Here is a 23,460-nt window from a genome sequence, read left to right on the forward strand (position 1 = left end):
CCGATCAGTCGTCTGATGTACGCTGACCTATCATGACGACCCCGGCCGTGTTGCCGTCCAAGTCGGTGAGAGAGCGGCCGCTGAACTCATACGTACGGCGGTGCCCGCCGTCGGTGAGTAGGTCGGCCGTAACGGTAGCTCGCCCGCGATCGAGAGACCGATGGACCGCGTCGGTAATCGCCTCCCGCTCGGCTTCGGGAAACAGGTCGGTGATCGGCAGCCCTTCGGCTGCTTGTCCGGTGTGGCCTGTAAGCTCACCCGCCCGTTCGTTGCAGTGCTCGATGTGCCCATCTGCACTGAGGACGAACAGTGGGTCCTCCAGCGCATCGAGCGCTTGCTGGATGACCGCACGCTCCTCCAGTAGTTCCTGTTCGCGGTTGTGACGCTCGGTGATGTCAGTAAACGCAACGACCAGTTGTTCGACCTCGCCGTCAGAGATTATCGGTGTAGCGCTGACTTCGTGGATGACTTCCCCGACCGGGTGGTCCAGTGTCAGCGTATATTCGATTGTCTCGCGCGTGGCGACGCATTTCCGGTACGCACCAGCGATCTTTCTACTATTTTTCTCCCCAAGTGCTTCAACTGGAGTCTTACCGATAAGCTCTGACTCTACGAGGCCAGTGAACTCAAGCACTCGTGAGTTGCATCGCCGGAATCGGAACCCGTCTTGTTCAACATCGACGAGGAGGAGTCCGTTTCGCGTGTTCTCGAAAACAGCGGCGTACTCTGCTGTGGTTTCCTCCAGTTGCTTTCTCGACTGATACTGCGTGACAGCGTTGCTTATTCGATTGGCTAGCAGCTCGTACTGCTCAGCTCCGGATTGTTTCTGCAAGTAATCAGTCGCACCGGTAGAAATGGCATCGCTTGCAATCTCTTCGCTTCCTCGACCGGTGAACATGATAAACGGGAGTTGCGGGTGTCGCTCACGGACCGCCTGCAAAAATTCAAGCCCGTCTGTCTCGGGCATCTCGAAGTCTGAAACGACACAGTCAGGAAGAGAACGATCCATAGCCTGTAGCCCATCGGTGGCACTTGGGACAGTTTCGACCGTGAACCGCTCGTCTTCACGTTCAAGTAGCTCAGCCGTCACTGTAGCGAGGGCCTCGTCGTCGTCCACAAGAAGAATGCTAACCTCCCCCATATATCATGATAGCAGCCGAATGGATTATCTCTTTGCATAGTTCGCACCAATCATGACATTTAAATTTTAACTAAGTGGATAGGCAACGCAACCGCTCTACGATCTCTTAAGCCGTACTTTCTCTAAGTGTGTCCGAATTCATACTATTCTAATAGCAATGGTTTATCCGGACCACTCAAAGCGCTCGGCGTGCAATGGGGGATATGACCGAGTGGCGCGATGCGTCGGACCCCGCCTGCCCGGAGTGTGGCGAGCCGCTGGAGCCGACGGCGATGGCCTGTCCACACTGTGATGCGTCGTTACTCACCGACGAACAGACGGAGATGCTTGACGAACGCCTGGCCGAGACGCTCGAATCGATGGACGCCGGTGCGCCGACGTGGGCCGTCACGCTCACGGGGCTCTCGCTCGGCGTCGCTATCGCACCGCTCGTGCTGTACGCCGTCGTCATCCTCGTCGGCGATCTCTCGCTTCCCGTGGCCGTCGGCGTCTTGCTGGCCGGCTGGCTCGGTCCAGCCGCGTATCTCTCGCGGCTGCGTAATCCCAGCGAGGTGCTGGCCCGGGGGCTGTACCTCGTCGTCGCCGGCGTGGCCGTCGTCGTGCTCGCAGTCGGCTACGAGGTCCTCCTGTCGGATGGCCCGTCAGTCGTCTCCGAACAGACCGCGCTCGTGTCGCTCGGTCTTGCGATTCCGGCGACGCTGGGAGCACTCATCGCGCGCCGCGCGGCCCGGCGGGCTGACCGGCAGGCCCGCGGGGAGCCGGGGCCGCTGCACGAGCGCTTCGGTATCGACGACGACGAGCCCGACAACTGAAAACGCCTAAGCGGGCCGCCGTTGTCCACCCGTGCATGCGACTGGAGGAGTACTGGGGCATCGGCCCGAAGACGTCCGAACTGCTCACCGAGGAGCTGGGCGTCGAGCGGGCCATCGAGGCCATCGAGTCGGCGGATACGCGTGCGCTAACCACGGCCGGCCTCTCCCGGGGGCGAGCGACGCGCATCCTCCGGCGGGCGACCGGGGCCGAGTCGATGGACCTGCTCGCCACCAGGGACACCCGCGACGTGTACAAGGAACTGCTGGACCTCGCCGAGGAGTACGCGGTCACGGCGGACGCGGCCGACAGCATCCGGGTGCTGACGCCGCTACCGACCCGCGAGGCGATGGACGAGCGGCTGGACGACGTGCTCGAAGCGCGGGATACGTGGGCCGACCTCTCGGAGGCGGACCAGCGGGCCGTTCTCGACGCGTTCGACGCGTTCGACGCTGACGGGGGTGAACTGGCCGCGGTCGACGTGGCGCTGGCGCTCCGGGACACCGGCATCGAGAGCGGCGTGTTCGAGCCACTGGCGACCCTCGACGGCGAGTCACTGACGGCTGGCCGGGCGGCGCTCGCCGGCCTCGCGGGCGACGGCGAGTCCGTCGGCGAAGGGGCCGACGAGGAACTCGACCGCCTGCGCGACCAGCTCGGGCAAATAGAGGATCTTGCAGCGGCATCAATGGAGGTCGTCGAGGCCGTTCAGGAGGGCGCTCGGCGGCCCGACGAGTTCCAGGACGCGCTCGTCCGGCACGTCACGGGCGAGACAGGTATCGACGCTGCCAGAGTCCGCGACGCGATGCCCCGCGAGGCGACCGACGCGCGGGATTTCGTCGACGTGGCGCTCCGGGAACTCCGAAGCACGCTCCGAAGCGACGTCCGGGAGCGCGAGGGGACGGTCGCCGACCGGCTGGAAGACGACCTCGCGGACGCCCGCGGGGACATCGACGCCGCCATCGAGGCGGTGGACGACATCGCGTTCTCAGTGTCGCTCGCCCGCTTCGCCATCGCGTTCGACCTGACGCGGCCCGCCTTCGTCGAGGACCGCAAGACCATCGCGGTGAAGCGGGCCCGGAACCTCACCATCGCCGACGTGGAAAGCGTCCAGCCGGTCACCTACGCCATCGGCGACCACACGCTGGACCTGGACCGGGCGAACCAGCCGCCAAGCGGCGACCGGGTGGCTGTCCTGACCGGCGCGAACTCCGGCGGGAAGACGACCCTGCTGGAGACGCTGTGTCAGGTGCAACTGCTGGCCCAGATGGGGCTGCCGGTCCCCGCCGAGGCCGCCGAGGTGGGCATTGTCGACACCGTCGTGTTCCACCGTCGGCACGCCTCGTTCAACGCCGGCGTCCTCGAATCGACGCTGCGCTCTGTCGTCCCGCCGCTGACCGAGAGCGACCGGACGCTGATGCTCGTCGACGAGTTCGAGGCTATCACCGAGCCCGGCTCCGCCGCCGATCTCCTCCACGGACTCGTGACGCTGACCGTCGACCGCGACGCGCTGGGCGTGTTCGTCACTCACCTCGCGGACGATCTCGAACCGCTGCCTGTCGAGGCCCGTGTCGATGGCATCTTCGCCGAAGGGCTGAATCAGGACCTCGAACTACAGGTCGACTATCAGCCCCGGTTTGGCACTGTCGGGAAGTCCACGCCGGAGTTCATCGTCTCCAGGCTCGTTGCGAACGCAAAGGACCCTGTCGAGCGAAACGGGTTCGAGACGCTCGCCACGGCCGTCGGCGAGGAAGCGGTCCAGCGGACCCTCTCGGACGCGCTCTGGACCGACGAGTAGCGCGGTTACGACAGCGAACTGGCGACGACTCGCTCCTCTCCTTCGACCGCCTCGGCGACGTTGTCCAGCAGCCGCCGTACCTCCCGGCGGTTGTACCACCTGATAAGCGGCGCGAGGAGAACCTCCGGGAGTGGCCCGGGGACCTCGTACTCGGCCGCGTATGTGAGCCGCGTGCCCCCGCGCTCCGGTTCGAACCGCCAGGCTATCCGGCCCGTCAGGTCGCCGCTCATCTCGTAAACGATACGCTCGGGCGGCTTGTACGTCGAGGCACGGACCTCACCGGTGAAGGTGATTCCGAACATTTTGTACTCGTACGCAGCGCGGTTTCCGCTGTTTGGCAGCCGCTCGATGCGTTCGGCGCGGGTAAGGCTCGGCGTGACGGCCGCCTGGTTCGACGGCTCGTCCATGAACGTGAACACTGTCTCGACTGGTGCATCGAGCCAGCGGTCGTCGGACGTATGGACCGTCATGTGTCCTGCTTCGCACTCCAGTATCTTACACGCTCGGCCACACAGTGACAACAGACCAGTCTGGGGGTCAGGAACTAGTGCGACCGGTCCCGGCGGCTACAGCCGACGGGTACGGCGTGACTGTGCTCGGCTCTTCGAGTCGCGTCGCCGCCTACCGATGACAGCGGCGAGGTAGGTTCTATGCATCATGAATGACTCCCCGGCAGGAGCCGAACCTGCGCCGGGCGGGAACCCGACTCCGCCTGGTGATTCCATGGAGGCAAGAGACGGGACGAGTTGGAGGGGTGCGCTTACGCGTCACCGGCCACGTCGACGCGGTTGACCGCCATCACGCCGAACCCCGCTTGCAGGAGTTCGGTGCGGCCGTCGGCGGTGTTTTCGTCGTCGTTGACTCGCAGGGTCAGCGACACGTCGGCGTCGACCCGGATGTCGGTCCAGGTCGGCCGGACGCTGGTCACGCGGTCGACCGCCACGTCTTCGACGCCGTCGACGGCCGCGAGGACACCGGCGACACCGGCTTCGAGGGTCTCGGACCCGCCACGCGGAACGCGCAGTGATACGTCGGCCGATACCTCGGTCGGGGGAGTCGCCTGCAGCGACATAACGCCGACGGCCGGAGTCGAACCGGGCCGAGAGGGCACTCACCAGTCGAGTCGCGTCGGTCGGAGACTGCGCGGGTGGCGGGCGCGTACGTCCGGCCCGGAACGGCCGGTACAGGATTCCCACACCGGGAGGATGGGGAACCCGAAGGCTGGACAGCGAGATAGCTACACGACACAGTACAGACTCGGGGGCGAGTGGCACAGGCCGACAGGCCACACTGGGCGGTGCAGGCCTATCAGACGGAGTGGCCGAGCGGGAGACAGGGCTTCACCGCTTGACAGTGAGCCCGAACGAATCGCCACCGCAGTGCGGCGTCCGTGAGTGGGACGCCGGTCCCACGGCAGCGAACCAGTCTATGGTGCCACGGGCGGAATTTTCACCGAGCGGGTGTCCGCAGTGGCCCGTTCCCCAATAAGGGATGCGTACTCGACCGTAGCGTCAAGGCTACGTTCGATAGCCGACCGCCCGCTGTACAGCCAGCGAGCGAACGACGTTGGCGCGGGAACGGGAATTGCGTAAGTCATGGGTCACCACGTCGGTGAAAGCGACGTATATCCGACCAGAACCGGTGATATATTAAATCTGTTTCAGACATGATACCAAATGACAAGAACGGGCGCGTTCGCTGGCACGACAGCACGGCTTCAGTCGGCCGCTGCTGGTTGCTGCGTCGCAGTCGGTCCCTCGGCACTCGCCTTGCTGTGTGACGCGGTTCCCGCGAGCGTCCGCGTGGAGTTCCCCACGACGAGCAGGCTGCTGGCCGTCATCGCCAGCGCCGCAAACAGTGGGTTCAGGACGCCAAGCAACGCGAGCGGGAGCGCCACGGCGTTGTAACAGAACGCCCACGCGAGGTTCTGTCGGACCCGCGTGCGAGTTGCGGCCGTCACGGCGAACATGTCAGGAACGGCGCGCAGGTCGTCTGTTGTGACGACCGCGTCGGCCGCATCGGCGGCCAGTGACGTGCCTGACGCCATAGCGATGCCGACGTCGGCGGCAGCCAGGGCCGGGGCGTCGTTACTCCCGTCGCCGACCATCGCGACAGTCCCGCGGGACTGCAGTCGCTCGACGACTTCGGCTTTCGCCTCCGGCGGCACCCCGGCGAACACTTCGTCGACGCCGTCGTGGCGCTCGAACGGGACGGCGGCCTCGGGCCGGTCGCCAGTGATGACGACGACATCGCGGTCCCGGGCGAGCGTCGAGACGACCGACTCCCAGTTCGCGCGGAGCCTGTCCCCCGCGACGAGCACGTCCTGTGCTTCGCCGTCCCAGCCGACGAGCGCCGGGACGCGCCCGTTCTCGGTCGCACGTTCACACCGGGTCCGGAGGCCGGCGGGCACGTCGAACCCGAGGTCGTCGAACAGCGCTTGCGTCCCGACGACAACCCGGTCCCCGTCGACCGTCGCACTGACGCCCTGCCCCGGGTGTTGCTCGAACTCGGAGACAGTCGCGTCGGGGACCGACACGGCGTCCGTCACCGCTTCGGCGACGGGATGCTCCGCGAACTGCTCGACTGCGGCCGCCCGGGCCATCGCCCGCTCGTCGGCCTGCTCCAGCAGTTCCATCTCGCCCGTCGTCAGCGTCCCCGTCTTGTCGAACGCGACCACGTCCGCGTCGGTCGCCGTCTCGAACACCGCATCGCCGGTGACGACCGTTCCGCCGTCCAGCGCCCGGCGGATGCCGGCCGCGGTCGCCAGCGGCGTCGCCAGCCCCAGCGCGCAGGGACAGGAGACCACGAGTACAGCCAGCCCGGTCAGCATCGCGTCCGTCGGCGTCGCTCCGGCGACGAGGTGCCCGCCGGTAGCGAGAACAGCCAGAAAAACCACCAGCGGGACGAAGACGGCGGCGATACGGTCAACCAGCCGCTGGACGCCGCCGCGCGTGCTCTGGACCTCCCACAGCAGGTTCGTCAGCCGGTCGACGGTGCTCTCGGCGTCCGGCCCGACCTGGACGACGACGCCGCCCTGCGTGACCAGCGACCCCCCGATGACCTCGTCGCCGTCCGTCTTCCGGACGGCTAGCGACTCCCCCGTCACGAGCGACTCGTCGACGGCAGCGGTCCCTTCCACGACGGTGCCGTCGACCGGGACGCGATCCCCGGACCGGACGACGACTTCGTCACCCGGGCCGAGGTCGCCGACCGCGACCTCCTCGTGACCACCGTCGGTGCGTCGCCGGGCGCTATCGGCCCGCTGTGTCGTGAACTCTGTGAGGCGGTCCAGCGCGCGCCGCCGAACCCGGTCCTGGTAGTAGTCGCCGACCGAGACGGCCATGACGATGACCGTCGCCACGTCGAAGTACACCTCTGTATGTCCCAAGATGACGGCGACGACGCTGTATAAGAAGGCAGTCACGGCGGCCATCGCCACCAGCAGGTCCATGTTCGGACGGCCAGCCCGGAGACTGACGTAGGCCCCGCGAAGCAACGGCCACCCAGTGTACCCGACTACGACGCCGGTCATCACGGCCATGTTCCACAGCAGGTAGTCCCCCGCCTGCCCCGCCGGGTCGAACAGCAACAGCGACGAGTCGACACCGAGGTAGGCCGGGTAGAGAAAGAGGACGTACCACAGCATCGTCATCATCCCGAAGAAGCCGCCGACGATGAGACGCCCCTCCAGCTCGTACTCGTCGTCGGTCTCCGTGGCCTGCAGGCTGGCGTCGTAGCCGGTGCCGGCCACTACGTCTGTGAGGTCTGACTCCGAGAGCGCGTCGGCGTCGTAGGTGATTTTCATCGTCCCCGTCGGGTAGCTGGCGGCCGCGGCGGCGACGCCGTCGTGGTCTGTGGCCCGCGCTTCCAGAAACGTCTCGCAGGTCGCACAGTGCATCCCCTCGACGGAGAGGAAGGCCGTCTCGCCGTCGGCGTCGTCCGGATCGGGTCCTGTGTCGGCCGCGTCGCGGGTCTCCGTCGCCGGGTCGTCGAGCGTCCGGGCGACCTCCAGACAGCCGCGACAGCAGAACGTCCCCTCGACCGCGTCGTCGGTGACCGGCGTATCGACCGGCAGGTCACAGAGCGTACAGTGGGTCATGTCCAGGGCATCGGCAGGGGTGGTTTCGGGATGGCGATACCGAACGCCGCCAGCCCGTTCGACAGCGGGACGAGCGCGAGCGCGATGAAGACGACCCCGAGCACCCGGTGTAGCGTCGCGCGATGGCCCGGCGACAGCGTGCCGAAGGCGGTCCCGTAGGCGAACACCAGCGGGAACGTCCCGAGGCCGAGCGCGGCCAGCGAGAGCCCGCCAGTGAGCGCGGATCCCGTCGCAAACGCATACAAGAACGCCGGGTAAAGCAGCGGACAGGGGAGCAGCCCGTGCATTGCACCCAGCGCGACCATCCCCGGGCCGTCGACCCACCGGTCGACTCTGGCGACGAGCGACGCGGAGAGTCGCTGGAACAGGTTCCCGACCAGCGGCAGCGACCGGGCGACATCGACGGCGCGGCCACGGGAGAGATACCCCAGCCCCACGGTGATGATAGCGAGGCCGACGAAAACCCCGACGGCTCCACGGACGGCGGTCCCGAGGCGTGCTAAGCCGGCCACGTCGTACAGAACGCTGCCAGCAGCGCCAAGCACCGTTCCGACGAGCGCGTAGCTCAGCGTCCGTCCGGCGTTGAACAGCGCGTGCTGACGTATTTCGTGGCCTGATACCGGCCCGCCGTCGTCAAGTCTATCGGCGTAGGTGGTGACTAACGGCCCGCACATCCCGAGGCAGTGGACACTCCCGACGAGTCCCAGCCCGACGAACGCCGCGAGGCCGGCCGTCTCACCGGAACTCAGCCCCGCCGTCCCGAACTGCATATCAGACGGTACTCGACTCGGTTGGTTGTGTCATCCAGAACAGGCTGCCGGCGATGATGACGACGCTGACCAGCGAGAGCGCGACGATGGAGCGTCCGGTTCCCTGCATGTAGTACGCGACCGGCGCGAGACCGAGCAGCGCCAGCAACGTCACGAGCCGAGGGCTTGACGCAGACATATCTGGCCGTACGTTAGAGGGATTATAAAAAGAAACGGGTCGTTCCTGCCGGCTGAAAACACCATCAGGGGTTTTTTTAGGTAATCTGCTATCTTCCCAGATATGGTACGGCACGAAGCTAGAAGCAGCCAGCTGCCAGATTCGCACGACGCGGTGGGGGTGCGACGATGGCGCTGAGTCGGCGACAGTTCGTCGGTGCCGCAGCCGGGACGGCGGCGCTGGCCGCGACCGGCACGGCGACAGCACAGGAAGAACCGGACTACGGCGGCTGGTTCGACGACGTGTCGAACTACGACGGGACCGCCGACAAGCGAGGCCAAGACACTGTTACAATCACCGTCGGCGCGCAGGGCAACAACGGCGCGTTCGCCTTCGACCCGCCGGCAGTGATGGTCAGCCCGGGCACAGAGGTCGTCTGGGAGTGGAACGGCGAAGGCGGCGGTCACAACGTCGTCTCCGACGGCGACGGCCCGCTCGACTCCGGGGGCGCGGTCAGCGAAGCCGGCACGACCTACAGCCACACCTTCGAGTCTGAGGGGATGTTCAAGTACGTCTGTGTTCCCCACGAAGCGCTCGGAATGAAAGGCGCAGTCGTCGTCCGGTCCGGTGGCAGCGGGGGCGGCGACTCCGATGGCGGCGGTCAGCAACAAGGACCGCCGGCAAACCCGGATTACGGCGGCTGGTTCGACGACGTCTCGAACTACGACGGAACGACAGTCGACAGAACCGACGCCGATAGCGTCGAGATATCGGTCGGTGCACAGGGCAACAACGGCGCGTTCGCCTTCGACCCGCCAGCGGTTCGGGTGACACCCGGCACCGAAGTGACGTGGAAGTGGACCGGCGAAGGCGGCGGCCACAACGTCGTCTCCGACGGTGACGGTCCACTCGACTCCGGGGGCGCGGTCAGCGAAGCCGGCACGACCTACAGCCATACCTTCGAGGAAATGGGCGTGTACAAATACGTCTGTGTCCCTCACGAGTCACTCGGGATGAAGGGCGCTGTCGTTGTCGGTGGCCCGCTCGATGGCAGCGGTGGTGGCAGTGACGGCGGCAGCGGACAGGAAGGGAGCGGTATCGAACTCTCCGGCCCGCAGTGGCTCCTTTCAGGCTCGGTCCTGCTGGCGTTCTTCTCGCCGCTGTTGTTCGCGGTCGCGATGCGACGCCGCCAGAACGGGCGGCCTCCACAGACGGGTGAAGGTGGCGAGCTACGGCGGGCGAGCGGCCCGGAACCTGTTGAAGAGGCCGCTGAAACTGAACCGGCTGTCGAGCTGGGCCACGACGAGTACGACCCGAAGGGAACGGCGGCGTTGGTCGCCTTCTACTTCGTGTTGATTGCCCTGCTGTGGGTGTTCATGTACTTCGTCGAGTTCCTCGGCCGCGTCTCCATAATCGGGTGATACCATGCAGGTTCATAGATTCGAAAAAGTTTGGCTCGGTGCAGCGATACTGCTCATCGTCGGTTTCATCGCCACCATCGCGTACGGGTCGGTTGGTGTCGGCGTCGGGATGGTCGACGATACGGGCGGACAGATCAGCGCAGAAGAAGTACAGAACGGTAACACTGGGACCCAGTTCGACGACCCCGGTGTCGTCAAAGAGGACGGGCAGTACGTCGTGTACGTCGTCGCCCGGCAGTTCCAGTTCTCTCCCGGAACTGGGGACACACCGATCCGCGTGCCCGCGGGTGAGAACGTCACGTTCAAGGTGACCAGTGCAGACGTGGTGCACGGCTTCTCAGTGGTCGAAACCAACATCAACACGATGGTCATCCCGGGACAGGTCTCAGAAGTCTCGGCCCGATTCAACGAGCCCGGCACCTACGGGCTCATCTGTCACGAATACTGCGGGGCGGCCCATCACACGATGGGTGGCTCCGTCGAGGTCGTCCCGCCGGAGGAGTACGATATGCAGCAAGAGAACATCGACCAGTCCGCAGATGACGCACAGGCTCAGGAGGAGGCGGATCAGTAATGGTGTTCGTCGACTCCTATCCGAAAACGTCGAAGCTCGTCCGTAGCGAGTTCCTCGTCTCGTTCATCGCTCTCGGAATCGGTGCGCTGTTCGGCGTCATCCAGGCGCTCCATCGGACCGGCGTGTTCCGGGGCTTCGTCAGTTCAGCCGACTACTACACGATTCTGACGGGCCACGGCGTCTTGCTGGCGCTCGTGTTTACCACGTTCTTCATCGCAGGACTGTTCACATGGGCTGTCGCCAGCAGTCTCGAACGGGAGTTGCCACAGCGTATCGCCTGGTCGGCCTTCTGGATAATGCTCACGGGGACGGTGCTTGCGGCCGTGTCTATCATCGGCGGTATCGTCGGTTCGCCGTCGATCCTGGGTCACGACCTCGAAGCGGACGTGCTGTTCACCTTCTACGCCCCGATGAAGGCGCACCCGGCGTTCTACATCGGCGCCGCGCTCATCATCGTCGGCTCGTGGGTCGCCGGCCTCGCGTACTTCAAGTCCCTGTGGGAGTGGCGCTCTGAGAACCCGGGTGAACGCATTCCCCTGCAGACGTTCATGGTCCTGACGACGATGCTGATGTGGTACGTCTCCACCATCGGCGTCGCCGTCGAGGTCGTCGCCTTCCTCATTCCGTGGTCGCTCGGACTCATCCAGAACGTCGACCCGCTGCTGACGCGGACGCTGTTCTGGTACTTCGGCCACCCGGTCGTGTACTTCTGGCTCATGCCGGCGTACCTCGTCTGGTACACGATCCTGCCGAAGCTGGCCGGCGGGCGACTGTTCAGTGACCCGCTGGCCCGCGTCGTGTTCGTCGCCTTCCTGCTGCTCTCGACCCCGGTCGGCTTCCACCACCAGTACACCGACCCCGGTATCCCCTCGGGCTACAAGTTCATCGCGATGACGAACACGATGTTCCTGCTGTTGCCCTCGCTGTTGACCGCGTTCACCGTGGTCGCCTCGGTCGAACACGGCGCTCGCCAGCGGGGTGCAAAGGGCTATCTCTCCTGGCTTCGGAATCTGCCCTGGGGTAAGCCGGCCTTCGCCGGCTGTATGCTCGCCGGCCTGATGTTCGCCGCAGGAGGGTTCTCCGGCATGATCAACGCCGGGATGAACATCAACTACCTCATCCACAACACCATCTGGGTGCCCGGCCACTTCCATCTCACCGTCGGGACTGCGTTCGCGCTAACGGCGATGGCGATCAGCTACTGGCTGGTCCCACAGATCACCGGGAAGAAACTCCGACAGCGCACCATCGCCACGCTCCAGCCGTACGTCTGGTTCGTGGGCATGGCGGTGATGTCGAACGCCATGCACCGCGCCGGCCTCGCCGGCATTCCGCGACGGACTGCCGAACCGACGTACGACGAGTTCGCGTTCGAGGGCGTCGCCGGAACGGTCGGCGAAATGCGCATCCAGATCGCCATCGGCGGCTTCCTGCTGTTCGTCGGCGCGGCGATGTTCCTCATCGTCATGGCCGACACCTTGCTCGCTCGCCGCGGCGGGACGCTGTCGGTCAACGGGACGATTCCGGAGCCGCTGTCCGGCGCGGACCACAGCCCGCGTATCCTGGACAACTACAAGCTCTGGACGGCGATTGCCCTGCTGCTCATCGCCATCGCCTACGGGCCGCCGCTCGCCAGCATGGTCGCTGATGGACTGTTCGCGCCCGGTAGCCCGCCGATCCCGGTCTAACACAACTTCACTACTCTCTCATCATGTTCGACGACGTCGACGGTCCGGAGCAGAAAACGCTGCTACGACTCCTCATCATCGTTGGAATCGGCTTGCCGATCCTCATCGAGGTCGTTACCTTCGGGAGTATGATGGGGCATCATTTGACCGGGGACACCGGAGGTGAGGCGGTCCCCGAAACGCCGACTGCGGAGCCGGCCGGTGCCGGCGTCGGCGACCCGATTCTGGAATCCGCGAACGTCTCAGCCCGCATCGATGCGGCGTCTGTCGTCACCGCTGACGAGGGGTGGCGGTTCACGCTCACGGTGAACGTGACGAACACCGGGACAGACCCCGCGGCAGTTCGTCTCGACAGCGTCACCACCCGCAGCGGCGAGACGGTTGCGGAATCCGCGAGCACCGGACAGCTACCAGTGAATCAGACTGACGACGTGACCAAGTCGTGGCTACTGCCCCCCGGCGAACGACCGGACACTGTCTCCGTAACAGTGCTAGTGTATCCGGACGGGGGCTCGGTACAATCGACGCAATACACCGTTGCGCTCGGTGACATCCCCGTTTCGAACCGCTGACCGTCTCACTCGTCCACGGGGTCGCCACAGGACGGGCAGGCGGTAGCATCGGGCGGGAGCGACTCGCCGCACTCGCCACAGTACGACTGGCCGGCGTCGCGGCCGCCCGGCGTGAAGACGGACGTATCGTCCATCCATGCCTCGTCTGTCGCCGAGGCAGTCTCATTCGAACTGTCCGTCCCGGCCGTCTCCGATTCCGTTTCTGTACCGCTGTCGGTGGCCGCCGTTTCCGGTTCCGCGTCGGCGTCCGACGGCTGCGCGTTGTTCTGTTCCGATCCGTGAGCGGGCGGTTCCGCCGCCGGGACCTCGTCGGGCGAAAACACTCGCGTCCCGGTGTGTCCCGGTGGCTCCTCGTCGCTGTCAGCATCTGCGGTGTCGGTCCCCGCTCCAGTCTGTTCCCGGGAGTCCGGTGCGGCGTCCACAGTCCGTTCGGCAGTCGGACTCTCGTCGCTGCTTTGTGAGCCGCCGACCGGTGGCATGATAGGGAACCGCTGGTCCGGACGGCGCTGGGGGTTCGAAAGCGGCGCACGGATTCGAACGACGGTTCCAGCGAGCAGTTGGAACAGGAGGTACGCGCTCGCCAGCACGCCGGGGACGGCGATGAACAGAGGTGTGGCTTGCGATGGCTGTACGCCCGTCAGTTGCAGCGCCGTCTCCGCTACGGGAGCGACGCCCGCCCGCGCCAGCCACGGGGACAGCGACGACGACACGCCGGGTGCGACGACCGGCTGGGTCAGCCACCCAGTCCCGAGAGCAGCGGCGCTTACGAACACCAGCAGCGACAGGAGTCGTGGAACCGAAAGCGTGTAGACGCGGTGTCCATAGGCGACGGTCCGGACGACGAGATGCACCGTCCCGAACAGTGCAACTACCGTGAGCAGACGTTGCTGGCCGAGCGTGACACTGAGCAACAGGCAGCCCAGAAGCACACTGCCGGGGAGAGCGAGCAACAGGCTCGGATGGTCCAGCCGATACGCGTCGGCGAGGTTGCCGTAGCTGTTCCGAAGCCGTCGGTTGACGAGGACAACGGTCGCCAGCGACGGACCGAGGAGCCAGAGACTGGCGGCAAGTACAGTGCGTAGCGAGATAGTCCGGCCAGCAAGTGTCACAAGAACAGTACTTTCGATCCCTGGGAACTGCGCCAACAGCAGCCCCGTCGCGAGCACCCAGCCACCGTAGACGAGCCATGCCAGACCCACACCCACAAACAGCCAGGTTTCAGTTCGCAGTAGTGCGGCGGACTCGCGGAGTTCCAACCCCAGTCGACCACGCTCCATCAGCCTGATGTTTCCCGACCGACCGCTTAACTGTGGGTGGTCACGCCGCCCGAATTGTCATCGTGGCGACGCCCGACAGTTCGAGTTCGTCGCCCGGTTGGATCGGTTCCCGGTCGCCTTTCTTCAACTGGGTCTCGTTCAGCCGCGTCGGGTTGTCCCCGAGGTCGACCAGATAGTACCCTTCCGGCTGGCGGTCGAACCGGACGTGTTCGCGGTGGATCCGAACCGCTTCGTCTTCCGGTCGCCCGGCATCCAATAGTGCCGCCCGAATCTCCCGGCCGATGCGGTCACCGTCTTCGATGGTGATGTCACGACCCTCGACCGAGAGGACGAGTTTGTCCGGTACCGCCGCGTCGTCGGTGGACTGTGACGCGAGTGTGTCGACGGCGTTGCCCGTGGCTCCTGACTCACTCTCCGTCTCGTCGGCGGTCGACGACCCTGTCGAGTCAGCCGTCGGCGTGTCGCTCTCGCCGCGATGTGCGTCTAAGTCCTCCCCACAGTTGACACAGAAGCTGGCATCGTCGTCGACAGCGGTGTCACAGGATGGGCACGCGTCGAGCGAGCCGTCGTCGCCCGGTGTGATATCCTGTACGTCGGCACCGCAGGCGACACAGAAATTCGCGTCGGCGTCGAGTTCGCGGTCACAGTCCGGACAGGAAATCGTCGCCGCATCGTCATCTGTCTCCGAGGCGTCGTTGGATGTCTCGGCGTCCGCATCGGAGTCACTGCTGGACTGGTCCGAGGTGTCGTCATCCTCGTCGGGTTCTTCCGCAGCCTTCGGCTCGGTTTCGTTTTCGGCATCGGTGTCGGCTTCAGGCTCGTGTTCCGTCGCCGTCTCCGCCGTCCCCACCGTCTCGTCTCCGGCCTCGGCTGCCCCAGTATCCGAGGCTCCATCCACCGATGCGTCGTCGTCGCTGTCATTGTCGACAGTGTGCCCATCCGGGGCGTCGGCTTCGTCGCTAGCCCCCATCGACCGGCCATCCGTCGGGTCCGCCTCGTCCGTGCCTTCCGGTATCAGGTCGGCGTCGTCCGGCACCGCATCGTCGGTGTCAAAATCAGCAGCGCTTTCGTCAGTGTGTTGCCACTCACCACAGTCCGGGTTTGTGCACCATCCGCCCGCGACTGTCGGATCAAAGTCCTCGTCGCATATGGGGCATTTTACCGTGCGGTCGGATTCAGGCATGGGTTTCGTTAGAGAGTATAGAGTCGAGAAATAAAATACTTGTCCCACGAAACTTTCTCTCTATTCGTCTGTCATAATAACGGTATCCCGTTCGGAAATGTCGAGATCAGGGTCGATATCTCGGACAGGCATCCCGCCGCTTTCCGGTGTTTCCGGAAGCGCACTGTCGGCAAACAGGAGCACGGAGATGTTGTCCTTCCCCCCGCGGTCGTTTGCCAGTGACACGAACTCCCGACTCGCCGCGTCGAGGGACGCTGCATCGAGGACCACGTCACGGATCTCATCGTCGGTGACGGCCGCTTCGCGGATACGCTCGGCCACTGAATCGGCGTGGTCCGAATCGACGTACTCCTCGTACAGTTCCGGCGCGTCGGTCTGTGCGTCGATGAGTCCGTCGCTAGTCGCCAACACCGTGTCCTCCGCGTACAGCCTGACCGTCCGCGTGTCCACCCCGACAGTCGCCTCGTCGGGGTCCTCGTAGCCGGACCCGCCCAGCGCGCGTGTGATCTCGTTGCCGTTCGGGTGGACGTGTGCCTCGACCGGGTCGATTTCGTCGTTGTCGACCCACTCCTGAACGACGGCGTGGTCTCTGGTCAGCGGTGAAATCGTCTCACGGGCGCTGTTGACGACGTAAGCCCGGCTATCACCGACCCAGCCGTAGTGGAGTTTGCCGTCGGCGTAGATGCCTGCAACGACCGTCGTGTAGGATTGGGTCCCGGTCTCGTTTGCGTACCGGATGATCTCGCGGTGGGCCGCCGTAATCGCCTCCGCCACGGCAGTTTCGAGTTCCTGTTCGCCGGGCGGGTCCGGGAGGACATCGCGGGCGACATCGACGTCGAACCCGCCGGGATAACTCCGGGCCGTTCGAATCGCCACGGGGGCGAGGTGTTCAGCCACGATAGTCGTCGTAATGTACGACGCAATGTCTCCGGCGTCGTGTCCGCCGGCACCGTCGGCCACCACGAACACGCCGGCCGAACGGTTCATCGGTCTCCCGTTGCCCTCAGTGTCAGCTGAAGCCCCTTCGTCAGTGTCCGCTGCGTCCGTGTCGTCAGCGGTATCGGTCGCCGTCTCAGTACCGACTGTCTCGTCTGTCACATCCGCCGTCTCGTCGCCGTCTGCTGTGACCGGCTCCTTCGACTGTGGTCTGTCTTGCCCGCGGTAGCCGTCCCGATGCCCCTCCTCGAACACCGTCAGCGAGACGCTGTCCTCGTTGATGCCCTGTCCTCGCTTCCGCTCGCCGATGTCGTAGTTCGTGCTGTATCTCATGACTCCTCCGGATGGAACTCGAACGTGACCCCGTAGGTCGGATGGACCAGCGACACCAGGTCGCCGTCGGTGAGTGTCACCGACTCGGGTGGAACGTTGCCGTGTCTGTCGGTCGGGTCCTCGCCCTCGGAGCGCAGACGGTTGCGTCCGGGTTCGGAGAGGACCCGCTGCCAACCGGCCCCCTTCTGGACGAACGTCCCGTTGAGGCTCCGGTCGTGGAGGGACCACTCGCCGTCCTCGATATCGAACTGTACCTGCACCGAGGAGATGTACTCCCCCTGCGGGTCTTCGATTGTTATCGATGCCGGGGGACCGCTCGCGCCCTGTCGCCCGATAGTGTCGCCCGGTTCGACGGTGAACTGCCTGTCCGCTTGAATGTACGTCACTGACGCCGTCGCGGGCGGCGTTGGATCGCGCCGTTCGAGGACCTCTTTGAGGACCGTCGCGTTCCGGTATCGGTCGCGGTAATGTGACTGCGTGGCCCGTTCGACGATTTCGGCCAGATAATCGTCGCAGTCGGCCCCGAACGCTTGCGGGTTCACCCCGTCTTTCTTCGGGACGCTCCCCTTGAGCAAGAATAGGAGTATCTTCCCGATAGAATACACGTCCGACCACGGCCCCTGCCGAACGTCGGTTCGGCTGGCCTCGGCGACTTCGCGGGGCTTGAACGGCCCCAGAATCGTCGTCCCGGTGTTGCCGGAGGACGGATCCTCGGTGGCATCGAACCCCGTCGCCGTATTGAAATCGATCAGCGTGGGCGTGATGTCGGGCGTGAGCATCACGTTCTCCGGTTTCAGGTCCCGGTAGACGATCTCGTTCTCGTGGAGAAACCCCATCGCGTCACAGAGGTCGATGCCGATCTGTCGGACCTGCTCGCTGTCGTCGATTGGGCCGTGCTGGTCGATGACTTCGTCGAGTTCGATGCCGTCGACGATCAGCTGGACGACCAGAAACGGAACGTCACGCTCCGTGACCTGATCGTAGTAGTCCATCACGTTCTCGTGACCGCCGGCCCGGCGGATGCGTTCCAGTGATCCGACCTCCTTTTTGAAGTACTCCTCGATGATGTCGGGGTCGTTCTGGGATTCGGTGTAGTTGGGGTACTTCACAGCGACCGCCTCACCCGTCTCGGTGTCTCTGGCGCGGAACGCCTTCGCGAACCCTCCCTTGCCGAGGAACTCCTCGAGTTCGTACTGGCCGGCGATGACATCACCGCTCTCAGGTTCCCAGTTCATGGATCACCCGTTTCTCCGGCCAGTAACGGCCCTGCCGACACTGCAGGTCGTTGCAGTCACTTCTGGATGCCCTCGTCAGTGACGATCTTCGTCGCCTTGTTCTGCTCCTTGCGTCCGCCTTCCATCACGATCCGCGTCTCACGCTCAGCGGTCTGGACGGCCTCGGTGTCCTCGCCGTGGATGCGCGTCATCCGCTCCAGTTGGGTCTGTGCCTCGGCGACGTTGCCCTTGCCGAGTTCCGTCTTGATAACGGTCTGTCGGTGGTCCACGTCGACCTGTTCGTTGTGCGCGGCCAGTTTCGCCTCGTCGTCGGTGTAGTCGACGGTGATCGATTCCCGCGTCGTCTCGCCGCCAGCGTGCAGCGTGACATCCGCCACGGACACGGCGTCTTGCGGGTCGTTGGCCGGCGCGTGTATCTTCAGCACGACTCGCTGAGTCTCCCGCTCTAGCAGGTCGGGCAGCGGCACGACAGCCGCGTTGTCCTCCCAGTTGGGGTCTACAGACTGGGTCTGTGGCAGCGAGCGGTACACTTCACTCACCTCGACACCGTCAGCCACGTCAAGTTCGAGACGGGCGTCGGGAGCGACGACGGTCCCGGCCTCCTCGACTGCGTCGCCGAAGAACGACTCGATGTCACCGGCGGCGTCCAGGTGTGTCCATTCGCCGCGGGCAACGGTACCGAGCGTCCGGATCGTCTCCTCGCGGTAGTCGCTCCCGATACCGGCCGCCTTGATTCTGATGCCCTCGGTGTCGATTTCGTGTGCTAGCGTCCCGAACGCTTCCGGGTCGTGGGAGTTGTCCTTCCCATCAGAGAGGAGCAGGACCCGCCGAGCCGTGTTGTCGTCTGTCGGCAGATCCTGCAGGGACGCCTTCGCTTCCAGCAGGCCGCTGTACATATCGGTGCCCCCGCCAGCGGAGATGTCAGCGACCGCGTCCACTGCCGTTTCACGCGAAATAGTCCCCCACCGGGTCGGTGCAAGAACCGTCGTGACCTCGTTGTCGAAGGCGATGATCGAGATGTAATCGTCCTCGTCGAGTAGCCCGAACACCCATTCAGCGCCAGCGCGGGCCTGTTCGATGTCTTCGCCGGCCATCGATCCACTCGCGTCGATACAGAGAGCAATCTGTCGCGTGGGTGGCTCCTCCAACCGTCCGGGCTCGACTTCGATCTCAGCGGTCAGTTTCGCCCCGCCCGTCGGCACGTAGGGTCGGTTGACCTCGCTCACGACAGTAGCGGTCATACTGGTAGATGGGTCGTACGGAGTAATTATATGTTTCCCTCAAATCGAGGGAAAAAAGTTCCAACCGCTACCTGGGCCGGTAGCCTGTAGTTACTAGCTACCCCCCGGTAGTAGGAACAATCTACGTCGCCTGTCACGCTGGCTCGACTCGGCTGCCGACCCAGAGAAGGGTTCCGAGCAGTGCCACGACAGTGATCGGGAGGAGCCACTGGAACAGCGAGAGAAGCCCAGCGCTCGCCTGCACGCCGACGACGAGCAGGATAGTGGGGCCACAGCAGGCGAATCCGGAGAGCAGTCCCGGCAACCCCGACACAGCCCCTGCCCCCGGGCCGAGACGGCAGGCCGATGGGCCGCGCCACGCGACGGCGGAGACGGCGAGGTTGAGTCCGACCAGCGATGCCAGGACGGCACCGAGAAGCACGTTCAGCGGCGAGACGAGCAGTTCGACTGGGCCGACGACGACCAGTGCAATCGGTTCCCACTGAAACGGCCCGACCTGCCGGAACGCACGGGTAAGCGGGTTACTGACGACAGAAACCTCGTAGCCGGCTGGGCCGAAACCGAGGTGTCTGAGACCAGCGAGGTACAGCAGGAAGTACGCCAGTCCAGACACACCCAGAAGCAACTGACCGTCGCGGCGGGTGAGCGCTCCCCGGACCGCAACCGCAGTGTGCCGAAGCAAGCGTTCGATGCGAGCGGCCACACCAGCCCCGTCGGCTGCACTATCAGTCGACATACGCACTCTCCGGATAGAAGCCGGCCCAGGCGAACCACATGGCGTCGAAGGCCAGTGAACGGTCCAGCGGGAGCGAATCGGCATCGTGTGTGGTCCCTTCGAGCGTGTAGCCGTCGTCCGCCGCTTCGACCGTCGCTGACTCCGGATTCGCGTACACGTAGCCCGTTTCGAGGTCGGTGTCGGCGACGGCGACGTACGGCGTGTCGCCGATGTTGCCTGTCAGAACGCGCTGACTCAGCAGTGTTCCCTTATCGAAGGCCACCGCCCCCGTCTCCGTCCGGGTCCCGATGACGACGGTCTTTGGGTGCGCGCGGCTGTCACCCTGCAGCGGCTCAAACAGCGTCCGAGTGCTCGAATAGTAGCCGCGTTTCGCGTTGTACTGGCCATATGGATCAGTGCCGTAACGCCGCGAAAAGCCGGTATCCTCGGTCAGAACGGTCGTTTCCGGATAGGTACTGGACCAGCGGTCCCACGTCGTCCAAGTGACCCGGAATTCCTGCAGCGACTCGCCCGTTAGTGGGCCTGTAATTGCCGTCGCGAGCATCTGTGGCCACCAGCTGTCGGTGCCCCGGTCGTACATTGTCAGGTTCGAGTTCACCAGTCGACCGGAGACGCCGAACTCCACCGGACCGCGCTCGAATCCCTGTGCGGTGCCCGTCAGCGGACAGTACGTCACGGCGACGGAGTCACCAGCGACAGTGTCGTTCACGATTTCGTGGTGGACGAGAATGTACTGCGGATAGGCTTTCGCCTCCCCGTCGCGGACCACGCCGAACACCGGGTCGTCCAGATCCAGTATCTCTGGAGGCGTGTTGGTGAACGTCGGGTCGTCGATGGACGGAATACCGTCTTTACGAACGCCACCGCTGACGATGTTCTCTTCAAGCGTCCCGATATCGTAGTCCAAATCGAGGCGGCCATCAGCCGTCGGTGGCTTCGACCCGTCGCTTCGGTCGGTTGCCGTCGATGGCGTCCCGGTTCCGCCGCCGGACCCGGCCACTGAACGCGATCCAGTAGTCGAGCCGTCATCTCCCGCGCAGCCTGCGCCGCCGAGTGTCACACCGGCACCAACCGTCGTGAGAAGCCGTCGGCGGGAAAGGTCCATGCCATGTGTAGTCTTTCCAATCACTAAGTCTCGCGGTGAGGGGCCGGTAACTCCCTGCTGGCACGCTCAGCGAGGCTATCTCGGTGTACGAACCAACGCTCGGACGGCCTAATTGACGAGGGTGGCGGCCAGCGACGAGACGTACGCCAGTTCGTCCTCGTTCACGCCGTGGCCCATCCCCTCGTAGATGCGTTCCTCCACGTCCCCGTTCAGCTGCTCGAAGACCGAGGCCGTAACGTGAACGCGCTCTTCGGGAATGTGCGGATCGACGTCGCTACAGCCCAGGAACACCGGCGTTTCCTCGATGTCGCCCTCGTACTCGCTCTCGTCGATGGTCTCGCCGATGAGGCCACCACTGAGAGCCACGAGCCCGCCGTAGCGCTGCGGGTTACGGGCGACGAACTCGCTCGCGAGACAGGCCCCCTGGGAGAAGCCCAGGACGAGCACACAGTCGGTTGGTATCCCGGCTTCCTCGGCCTCCGTGACGGCGTCCTCGATAGCCTGCAGTCCCGATGTCCGCCCGGGTTCGTTCTGCTCGACCGGCGAGAGGAAGGAGTTAGGGTACCAGGTGTTCCGCGCGGCCTGGGGGGCGAGCAGAGCCAGCCCGTCCTGCTGGAACTCTGTTCCCATCTGGACGATACTCCGGGCAGTCGCACCCCGACCGTGGACCAGCACCGCCGCCGCGCTCGCCTCCGATAGCGCGGCTCCAGCAGTCACGAGTTGCTGGCCCTGATGGGGGCCGCTCATCGCGCTCCTCCCGGCCGTCGGCTGTGCCCTGTCACGTCCGTGCAGTCCGTTTCTGTTCCCGTTCGCCCGGTTGCCGTAGCCAGCCACCGTGTCGTGTGCATACCTCAGATAGCGCGCGAAGACACTTGACTTGGCACATCGGTCAATCGGTCGAGATATCCCGTGTTCAGGCTCGCAATCGGAGTTCGATGTCGTCACCGTCACGCACTGTGAGACCGGTATCGGTTTCGGAGACAGCGTAGCCGGACTGACGGAGGCGCTTACGTGTCGCAGCAAGGGTTGCTTCGTCGGGGAATCGAATCTCGAACCACGCCAGACCCTGTCCGGCGTGGGGCCTTGACCGCCCCTGCCAGACGTTGGCTCCGATGTGGTGGTGGTAGTCACCGGCCGCCAGAAACACCGCGCCGTCGTACGCGGCTCTGACACGCAATCCGAGTGCGTTGGCGTAGAACGACCGGGCCGTCTCCACTGACGAAACTTCCAGATGTACGTGTCCAATATCGGACCTAGCGGGCATCGACTGTTCACCGGTCGCGGCAGCCGCGACTGACTGCGTATCGAGGGGCTCTGTCACCATTTCGACGTGACCCGACGGTGTCTCCTGCCACGACGCCCGCGGAAAGTCCCGATAGATCTCGACGCCGTTACCGGCCGGGTCCGACAGATATAGCGCCTCGCTGACACCGTGATCCGATGCGCCGGAAAGTGTCCACTCCGATTCGATACGCTTGAGTGCATCACCCAGCGCCGCTCGCGACGGAACGCGAAACGCGACGTGGTACAGCCCGGTCCCGGCAGAACCTCTCGCTGGTGCGTCTGGCCGACGGTTCAGGATCAGTAGTTCCTGTCCACCCGCACCGAGTATCGTCCGGTCGTCGTCTGAGTCTAGGACCTGGAGGCCGACAACATCACGGTAGAAATCGACAGTCGGTGGTAAGTCAGCAACGGTCAGGGCCACCCGGCCGATCTCGGTTTCTGATGGGAGAGTGGCTTGGTCCATACCGATAGCAGGTATAGGCAGCCCATAACTCTGGGTGCCAGCCGGAGACTCCCGCAACGAGTTTGAGTCGACAGTGTTCGAGTCGAGGCCGTCCGTCATCGAAGCGTTGTACATTGCTATCACTCGACAGTGCCTTTGGAGAAATGGTAAAATTCAGTGTAAAAAACTCAAAATATACTCCGCGCCAGGAATTGTTCATGAACTATTACGTATTACTAGCAGAGCCGTGTGTTAACCTTCATCAGAGTAGTACTATAACCTTCGAGTTGTTACCTTGGGTTGACTATGAAAAAGCAGGAGCTCATCCACCTTCACGGCCTGCTTGCACAGGTACAGAACCACTACGAAGCCGAATCCGGGACAGAAGTAGACCACGACGAATACGAGGAACTGGGCGTCAAGCCGACATCGATTCACAAGTCGAAAACAGACCACAAGGCCGCTGTCTTTGCGATTGCTGACGGTATTGCCTCCGAGATGGCTGACGAGACCAAAGAGCCAGTTTCTGCCGCCGCGGACTAACAGTTCTCCGTCGTTTCTATGCAGTTCTCCCGACGAGCAATGCTATTAGTGACTGTATAACGGCTGTCGGAATCATATTGGAGACGCGATACGTCGAGGGTGTTGAACAGAGAGACCC

Annotated in this window: 22 protein-coding genes; 7 read left to right on the forward strand and 15 right to left on the reverse strand. The window is 64.5% G+C overall.

The genetic code is table 11. The features are described 5' to 3' along the window. Positions 1 to 4: 4 nt before the first annotated feature. On the reverse strand, positions 5 to 1,141 hold the full coding sequence (locus ACNO8S_RS08240) for a PAS domain-containing protein (protein ID WP_044951868.1): 1,137 nt from the start codon (positions 1,139 to 1,141) through the stop codon (positions 5 to 7). 203 nt (positions 1,142 to 1,344) lie between these two features. Between ACNO8S_RS08240 and ACNO8S_RS08245 the strand changes: the two genes are divergently transcribed. Next, positions 1,345 to 1,953, forward strand: a complete 609-nt coding sequence (locus ACNO8S_RS08245; RefSeq protein ID WP_129756132.1) for a zinc ribbon domain-containing protein — start codon at positions 1,345 to 1,347, stop codon at positions 1,951 to 1,953. A gap of 35 nt (positions 1,954 to 1,988) precedes the next feature. After that, entirely contained in the window at positions 1,989 to 3,746 is a 1,758-nt protein-coding gene (locus ACNO8S_RS08250) for a MutS-related protein (RefSeq protein WP_420181778.1), read from the forward strand. Positions 3,747 to 3,751: 5 nt separating this feature from the next. Here ACNO8S_RS08250 and ACNO8S_RS08255 read toward each other — a convergent pair whose 3' ends face one another. From ACNO8S_RS08255 to ACNO8S_RS08275, 5 genes are all read right to left on the reverse strand, one after another. Continuing rightward, positions 3,752 to 4,216 carry an SRPBCC family protein gene (locus tag ACNO8S_RS08255; RefSeq protein ID WP_050007419.1) on the reverse strand — a complete coding sequence of 155 codons (465 nt, stop codon included), beginning with the start codon at positions 4,214 to 4,216 and terminating at the stop codon, positions 3,752 to 3,754. Positions 4,217 to 4,506: 290 nt separating this feature from the next. Further along, positions 4,507 to 4,818 (reverse strand): hypothetical protein, encoded by a 312-nt coding sequence (locus ACNO8S_RS08260; protein ID WP_050007418.1) that lies wholly within the window; start codon positions 4,816 to 4,818, stop codon positions 4,507 to 4,509. A gap of 645 nt (positions 4,819 to 5,463) precedes the next feature. Beyond that, entirely contained in the window at positions 5,464 to 7,845 is a 2,382-nt protein-coding gene (locus ACNO8S_RS08265) for a heavy metal translocating P-type ATPase (RefSeq protein WP_420181779.1), read from the reverse strand. Beyond that, positions 7,842 to 8,615 (reverse strand): sulfite exporter TauE/SafE family protein, encoded by a 774-nt coding sequence (locus ACNO8S_RS08270; protein ID WP_420181780.1) that lies wholly within the window; start codon positions 8,613 to 8,615, stop codon positions 7,842 to 7,844. Before ACNO8S_RS08270 ends, ACNO8S_RS08265 begins: the two co-directional genes overlap by 4 nt. Position 8,616: 1 nt before the next feature. Continuing rightward, entirely contained in the window at positions 8,617 to 8,793 is a 177-nt protein-coding gene (locus ACNO8S_RS08275) for a hypothetical protein (RefSeq protein ID WP_023843297.1), read from the reverse strand. A gap of 167 nt (positions 8,794 to 8,960) precedes the next feature. On the opposite strand from ACNO8S_RS08275, the gene ACNO8S_RS08280 reads away from it, so the two are divergent. The 4 genes from ACNO8S_RS08280 to ACNO8S_RS08295 are packed head-to-tail and all read left to right on the forward strand — an operon-like array spanning position 8,961 to position 13,027. Next, positions 8,961 to 10,193, forward strand: a complete 1,233-nt coding sequence (locus ACNO8S_RS08280) for a halocyanin domain-containing protein (RefSeq protein WP_014040558.1) — start codon at positions 8,961 to 8,963, stop codon at positions 10,191 to 10,193. 4 nt (positions 10,194 to 10,197) lie between these two features. After that, positions 10,198 to 10,767 carry a cytochrome c oxidase subunit II gene (locus ACNO8S_RS08285; RefSeq protein ID WP_014040559.1) on the forward strand — a complete coding sequence of 190 codons (570 nt, stop codon included), beginning with the start codon at positions 10,198 to 10,200 and terminating at the stop codon, positions 10,765 to 10,767. Next, entirely contained in the window at positions 10,767 to 12,455 is a 1,689-nt protein-coding gene (locus ACNO8S_RS08290; protein ID WP_014040560.1) for a b(o/a)3-type cytochrome-c oxidase subunit 1, read from the forward strand. The genes ACNO8S_RS08285 and ACNO8S_RS08290 overlap by 1 nt, the downstream gene beginning before the upstream one ends. A 23-nt stretch (positions 12,456 to 12,478) precedes the next feature. Continuing rightward, complete coding sequence (locus ACNO8S_RS08295; protein ID WP_014040561.1) at positions 12,479 to 13,027, forward strand: hypothetical protein; 549 nt, start codon at positions 12,479 to 12,481, stop codon at positions 13,025 to 13,027. A 5-nt stretch (positions 13,028 to 13,032) separates the two neighbouring features. Here the strand turns inward: ACNO8S_RS08295 and ACNO8S_RS08300 are convergent, their stop codons facing one another. From ACNO8S_RS08300 to ACNO8S_RS08340, 9 genes are all read right to left on the reverse strand, one after another. Next, positions 13,033 to 14,304, reverse strand: coding sequence for a zinc ribbon domain-containing protein (locus ACNO8S_RS08300; protein ID WP_420181781.1), 1,272 nt, complete (start codon positions 14,302 to 14,304; stop codon positions 13,033 to 13,035). 40 nt (positions 14,305 to 14,344) lie between these two features. Beyond that, positions 14,345 to 15,487, reverse strand: coding sequence for a double zinc ribbon domain-containing protein (locus tag ACNO8S_RS08305; RefSeq protein WP_420181782.1), 1,143 nt, complete (start codon positions 15,485 to 15,487; stop codon positions 14,345 to 14,347). A gap of 60 nt (positions 15,488 to 15,547) precedes the next feature. Continuing rightward, a complete protein-coding gene (locus ACNO8S_RS08310) occupies positions 15,548 to 16,756 on the reverse strand; it encodes a PP2C family protein-serine/threonine phosphatase (protein ID WP_146418083.1) in 1,209 nt (402 codons plus the stop codon). Beyond that, positions 16,753 to 17,991, reverse strand: coding sequence for a serine/threonine protein kinase (locus ACNO8S_RS08315; RefSeq protein ID WP_014040565.1), 1,239 nt, complete (start codon positions 17,989 to 17,991; stop codon positions 16,753 to 16,755). The genes ACNO8S_RS08310 and ACNO8S_RS08315 overlap by 4 nt, the downstream gene beginning before the upstream one ends. 56 nt (positions 17,992 to 18,047) lie before the next feature. After that, positions 18,048 to 19,232 (reverse strand): vWA domain-containing protein, encoded by a 1,185-nt coding sequence (locus ACNO8S_RS08320; RefSeq protein WP_023843299.1) that lies wholly within the window; start codon positions 19,230 to 19,232, stop codon positions 18,048 to 18,050. Between the two features lie 133 nt (positions 19,233 to 19,365). After that, entirely contained in the window at positions 19,366 to 19,968 is a 603-nt protein-coding gene (locus tag ACNO8S_RS08325) for a hypothetical protein (protein WP_420181783.1), read from the reverse strand. Then, positions 19,958 to 21,073, reverse strand: coding sequence for a DUF3179 domain-containing protein (locus ACNO8S_RS08330; RefSeq protein ID WP_196219984.1), 1,116 nt, complete (start codon positions 21,071 to 21,073; stop codon positions 19,958 to 19,960). Before ACNO8S_RS08330 ends, ACNO8S_RS08325 begins: the two co-directional genes overlap by 11 nt. A gap of 108 nt (positions 21,074 to 21,181) precedes the next feature. Continuing rightward, on the reverse strand, positions 21,182 to 21,820 hold the full coding sequence (locus ACNO8S_RS08335) for an alpha/beta hydrolase (protein ID WP_014040569.1): 639 nt from the start codon (positions 21,818 to 21,820) through the stop codon (positions 21,182 to 21,184). Positions 21,821 to 21,986: 166 nt separating this feature from the next. Then, positions 21,987 to 22,820 carry a VOC family protein gene (locus ACNO8S_RS08340; RefSeq protein WP_050038184.1) on the reverse strand — a complete coding sequence of 278 codons (834 nt, stop codon included), beginning with the start codon at positions 22,818 to 22,820 and terminating at the stop codon, positions 21,987 to 21,989. Between the two features lie 285 nt (positions 22,821 to 23,105). On the opposite strand from ACNO8S_RS08340, the gene ACNO8S_RS08345 reads away from it, so the two are divergent. Next, a complete protein-coding gene (locus ACNO8S_RS08345) occupies positions 23,106 to 23,342 on the forward strand; it encodes a UPF0058 family protein (RefSeq protein ID WP_004592453.1) in 237 nt (78 codons plus the stop codon). The last annotated feature ends 118 nt before the right edge of the window (positions 23,343 to 23,460 follow it).

Source organism: Haloarcula sp. KBTZ06 (assembly GCF_048595605.1).
In the GTDB taxonomy this organism is placed as follows: domain Archaea; phylum Halobacteriota; class Halobacteria; order Halobacteriales; family Haloarculaceae; genus Haloarcula; species Haloarcula hispanica.

Coding starts and splice junctions, on each gene's coding strand:
- ACNO8S_RS08240 (WP_044951868.1), bottom strand. CDS start 1,141: ATGGGGGAGGTTAGCATTCTTCTTGTGGACGACGACGAGGCCCTCGCT.
- ACNO8S_RS08245 (WP_129756132.1), top strand. CDS start 1,345: ATGACCGAGTGGCGCGATGCGTCGGACCCCGCCTGCCCGGAGTGTGGC.
- ACNO8S_RS08250 (WP_420181778.1), top strand. CDS start 1,989: ATGCGACTGGAGGAGTACTGGGGCATCGGCCCGAAGACGTCCGAACTG.
- ACNO8S_RS08255 (WP_050007419.1), bottom strand. CDS start 4,216: ATGACGGTCCATACGTCCGACGACCGCTGGCTCGATGCACCAGTCGAG.
- ACNO8S_RS08260 (WP_050007418.1), bottom strand. CDS start 4,818: ATGTCGCTGCAGGCGACTCCCCCGACCGAGGTATCGGCCGACGTATCA.
- ACNO8S_RS08265 (WP_420181779.1), bottom strand. CDS start 7,845: ATGACCCACTGTACGCTCTGTGACCTGCCGGTCGATACGCCGGTCACC.
- ACNO8S_RS08270 (WP_420181780.1), bottom strand. CDS start 8,615: ATGCAGTTCGGGACGGCGGGGCTGAGTTCCGGTGAGACGGCCGGCCTC.
- ACNO8S_RS08275 (WP_023843297.1), bottom strand. CDS start 8,793: ATGTCTGCGTCAAGCCCTCGGCTCGTGACGTTGCTGGCGCTGCTCGGT.
- ACNO8S_RS08280 (WP_014040558.1), top strand. CDS start 8,961: ATGGCGCTGAGTCGGCGACAGTTCGTCGGTGCCGCAGCCGGGACGGCG.
- ACNO8S_RS08285 (WP_014040559.1), top strand. CDS start 10,198: ATGCAGGTTCATAGATTCGAAAAAGTTTGGCTCGGTGCAGCGATACTG.
- ACNO8S_RS08290 (WP_014040560.1), top strand. CDS start 10,767: ATGGTGTTCGTCGACTCCTATCCGAAAACGTCGAAGCTCGTCCGTAGC.
- ACNO8S_RS08295 (WP_014040561.1), top strand. CDS start 12,479: ATGTTCGACGACGTCGACGGTCCGGAGCAGAAAACGCTGCTACGACTC.
- ACNO8S_RS08300 (WP_420181781.1), bottom strand. CDS start 14,304: ATGGAGCGTGGTCGACTGGGGTTGGAACTCCGCGAGTCCGCCGCACTA.
- ACNO8S_RS08305 (WP_420181782.1), bottom strand. CDS start 15,487: ATGCCTGAATCCGACCGCACGGTAAAATGCCCCATATGCGACGAGGAC.
- ACNO8S_RS08310 (WP_146418083.1), bottom strand. CDS start 16,756: ATGAGATACAGCACGAACTACGACATCGGCGAGCGGAAGCGAGGACAG.
- ACNO8S_RS08315 (WP_014040565.1), bottom strand. CDS start 17,991: ATGAACTGGGAACCTGAGAGCGGTGATGTCATCGCCGGCCAGTACGAA.
- ACNO8S_RS08320 (WP_023843299.1), bottom strand. CDS start 19,232: ATGACCGCTACTGTCGTGAGCGAGGTCAACCGACCCTACGTGCCGACG.
- ACNO8S_RS08325 (WP_420181783.1), bottom strand. CDS start 19,968: ATGTCGACTGATAGTGCAGCCGACGGGGCTGGTGTGGCCGCTCGCATC.
- ACNO8S_RS08330 (WP_196219984.1), bottom strand. CDS start 21,073: ATGGACCTTTCCCGCCGACGGCTTCTCACGACGGTTGGTGCCGGTGTG.
- ACNO8S_RS08335 (WP_014040569.1), bottom strand. CDS start 21,820: ATGAGCGGCCCCCATCAGGGCCAGCAACTCGTGACTGCTGGAGCCGCG.
- ACNO8S_RS08340 (WP_050038184.1), bottom strand. CDS start 22,820: ATGGACCAAGCCACTCTCCCATCAGAAACCGAGATCGGCCGGGTGGCC.
- ACNO8S_RS08345 (WP_004592453.1), top strand. CDS start 23,106: ATGAAAAAGCAGGAGCTCATCCACCTTCACGGCCTGCTTGCACAGGTA.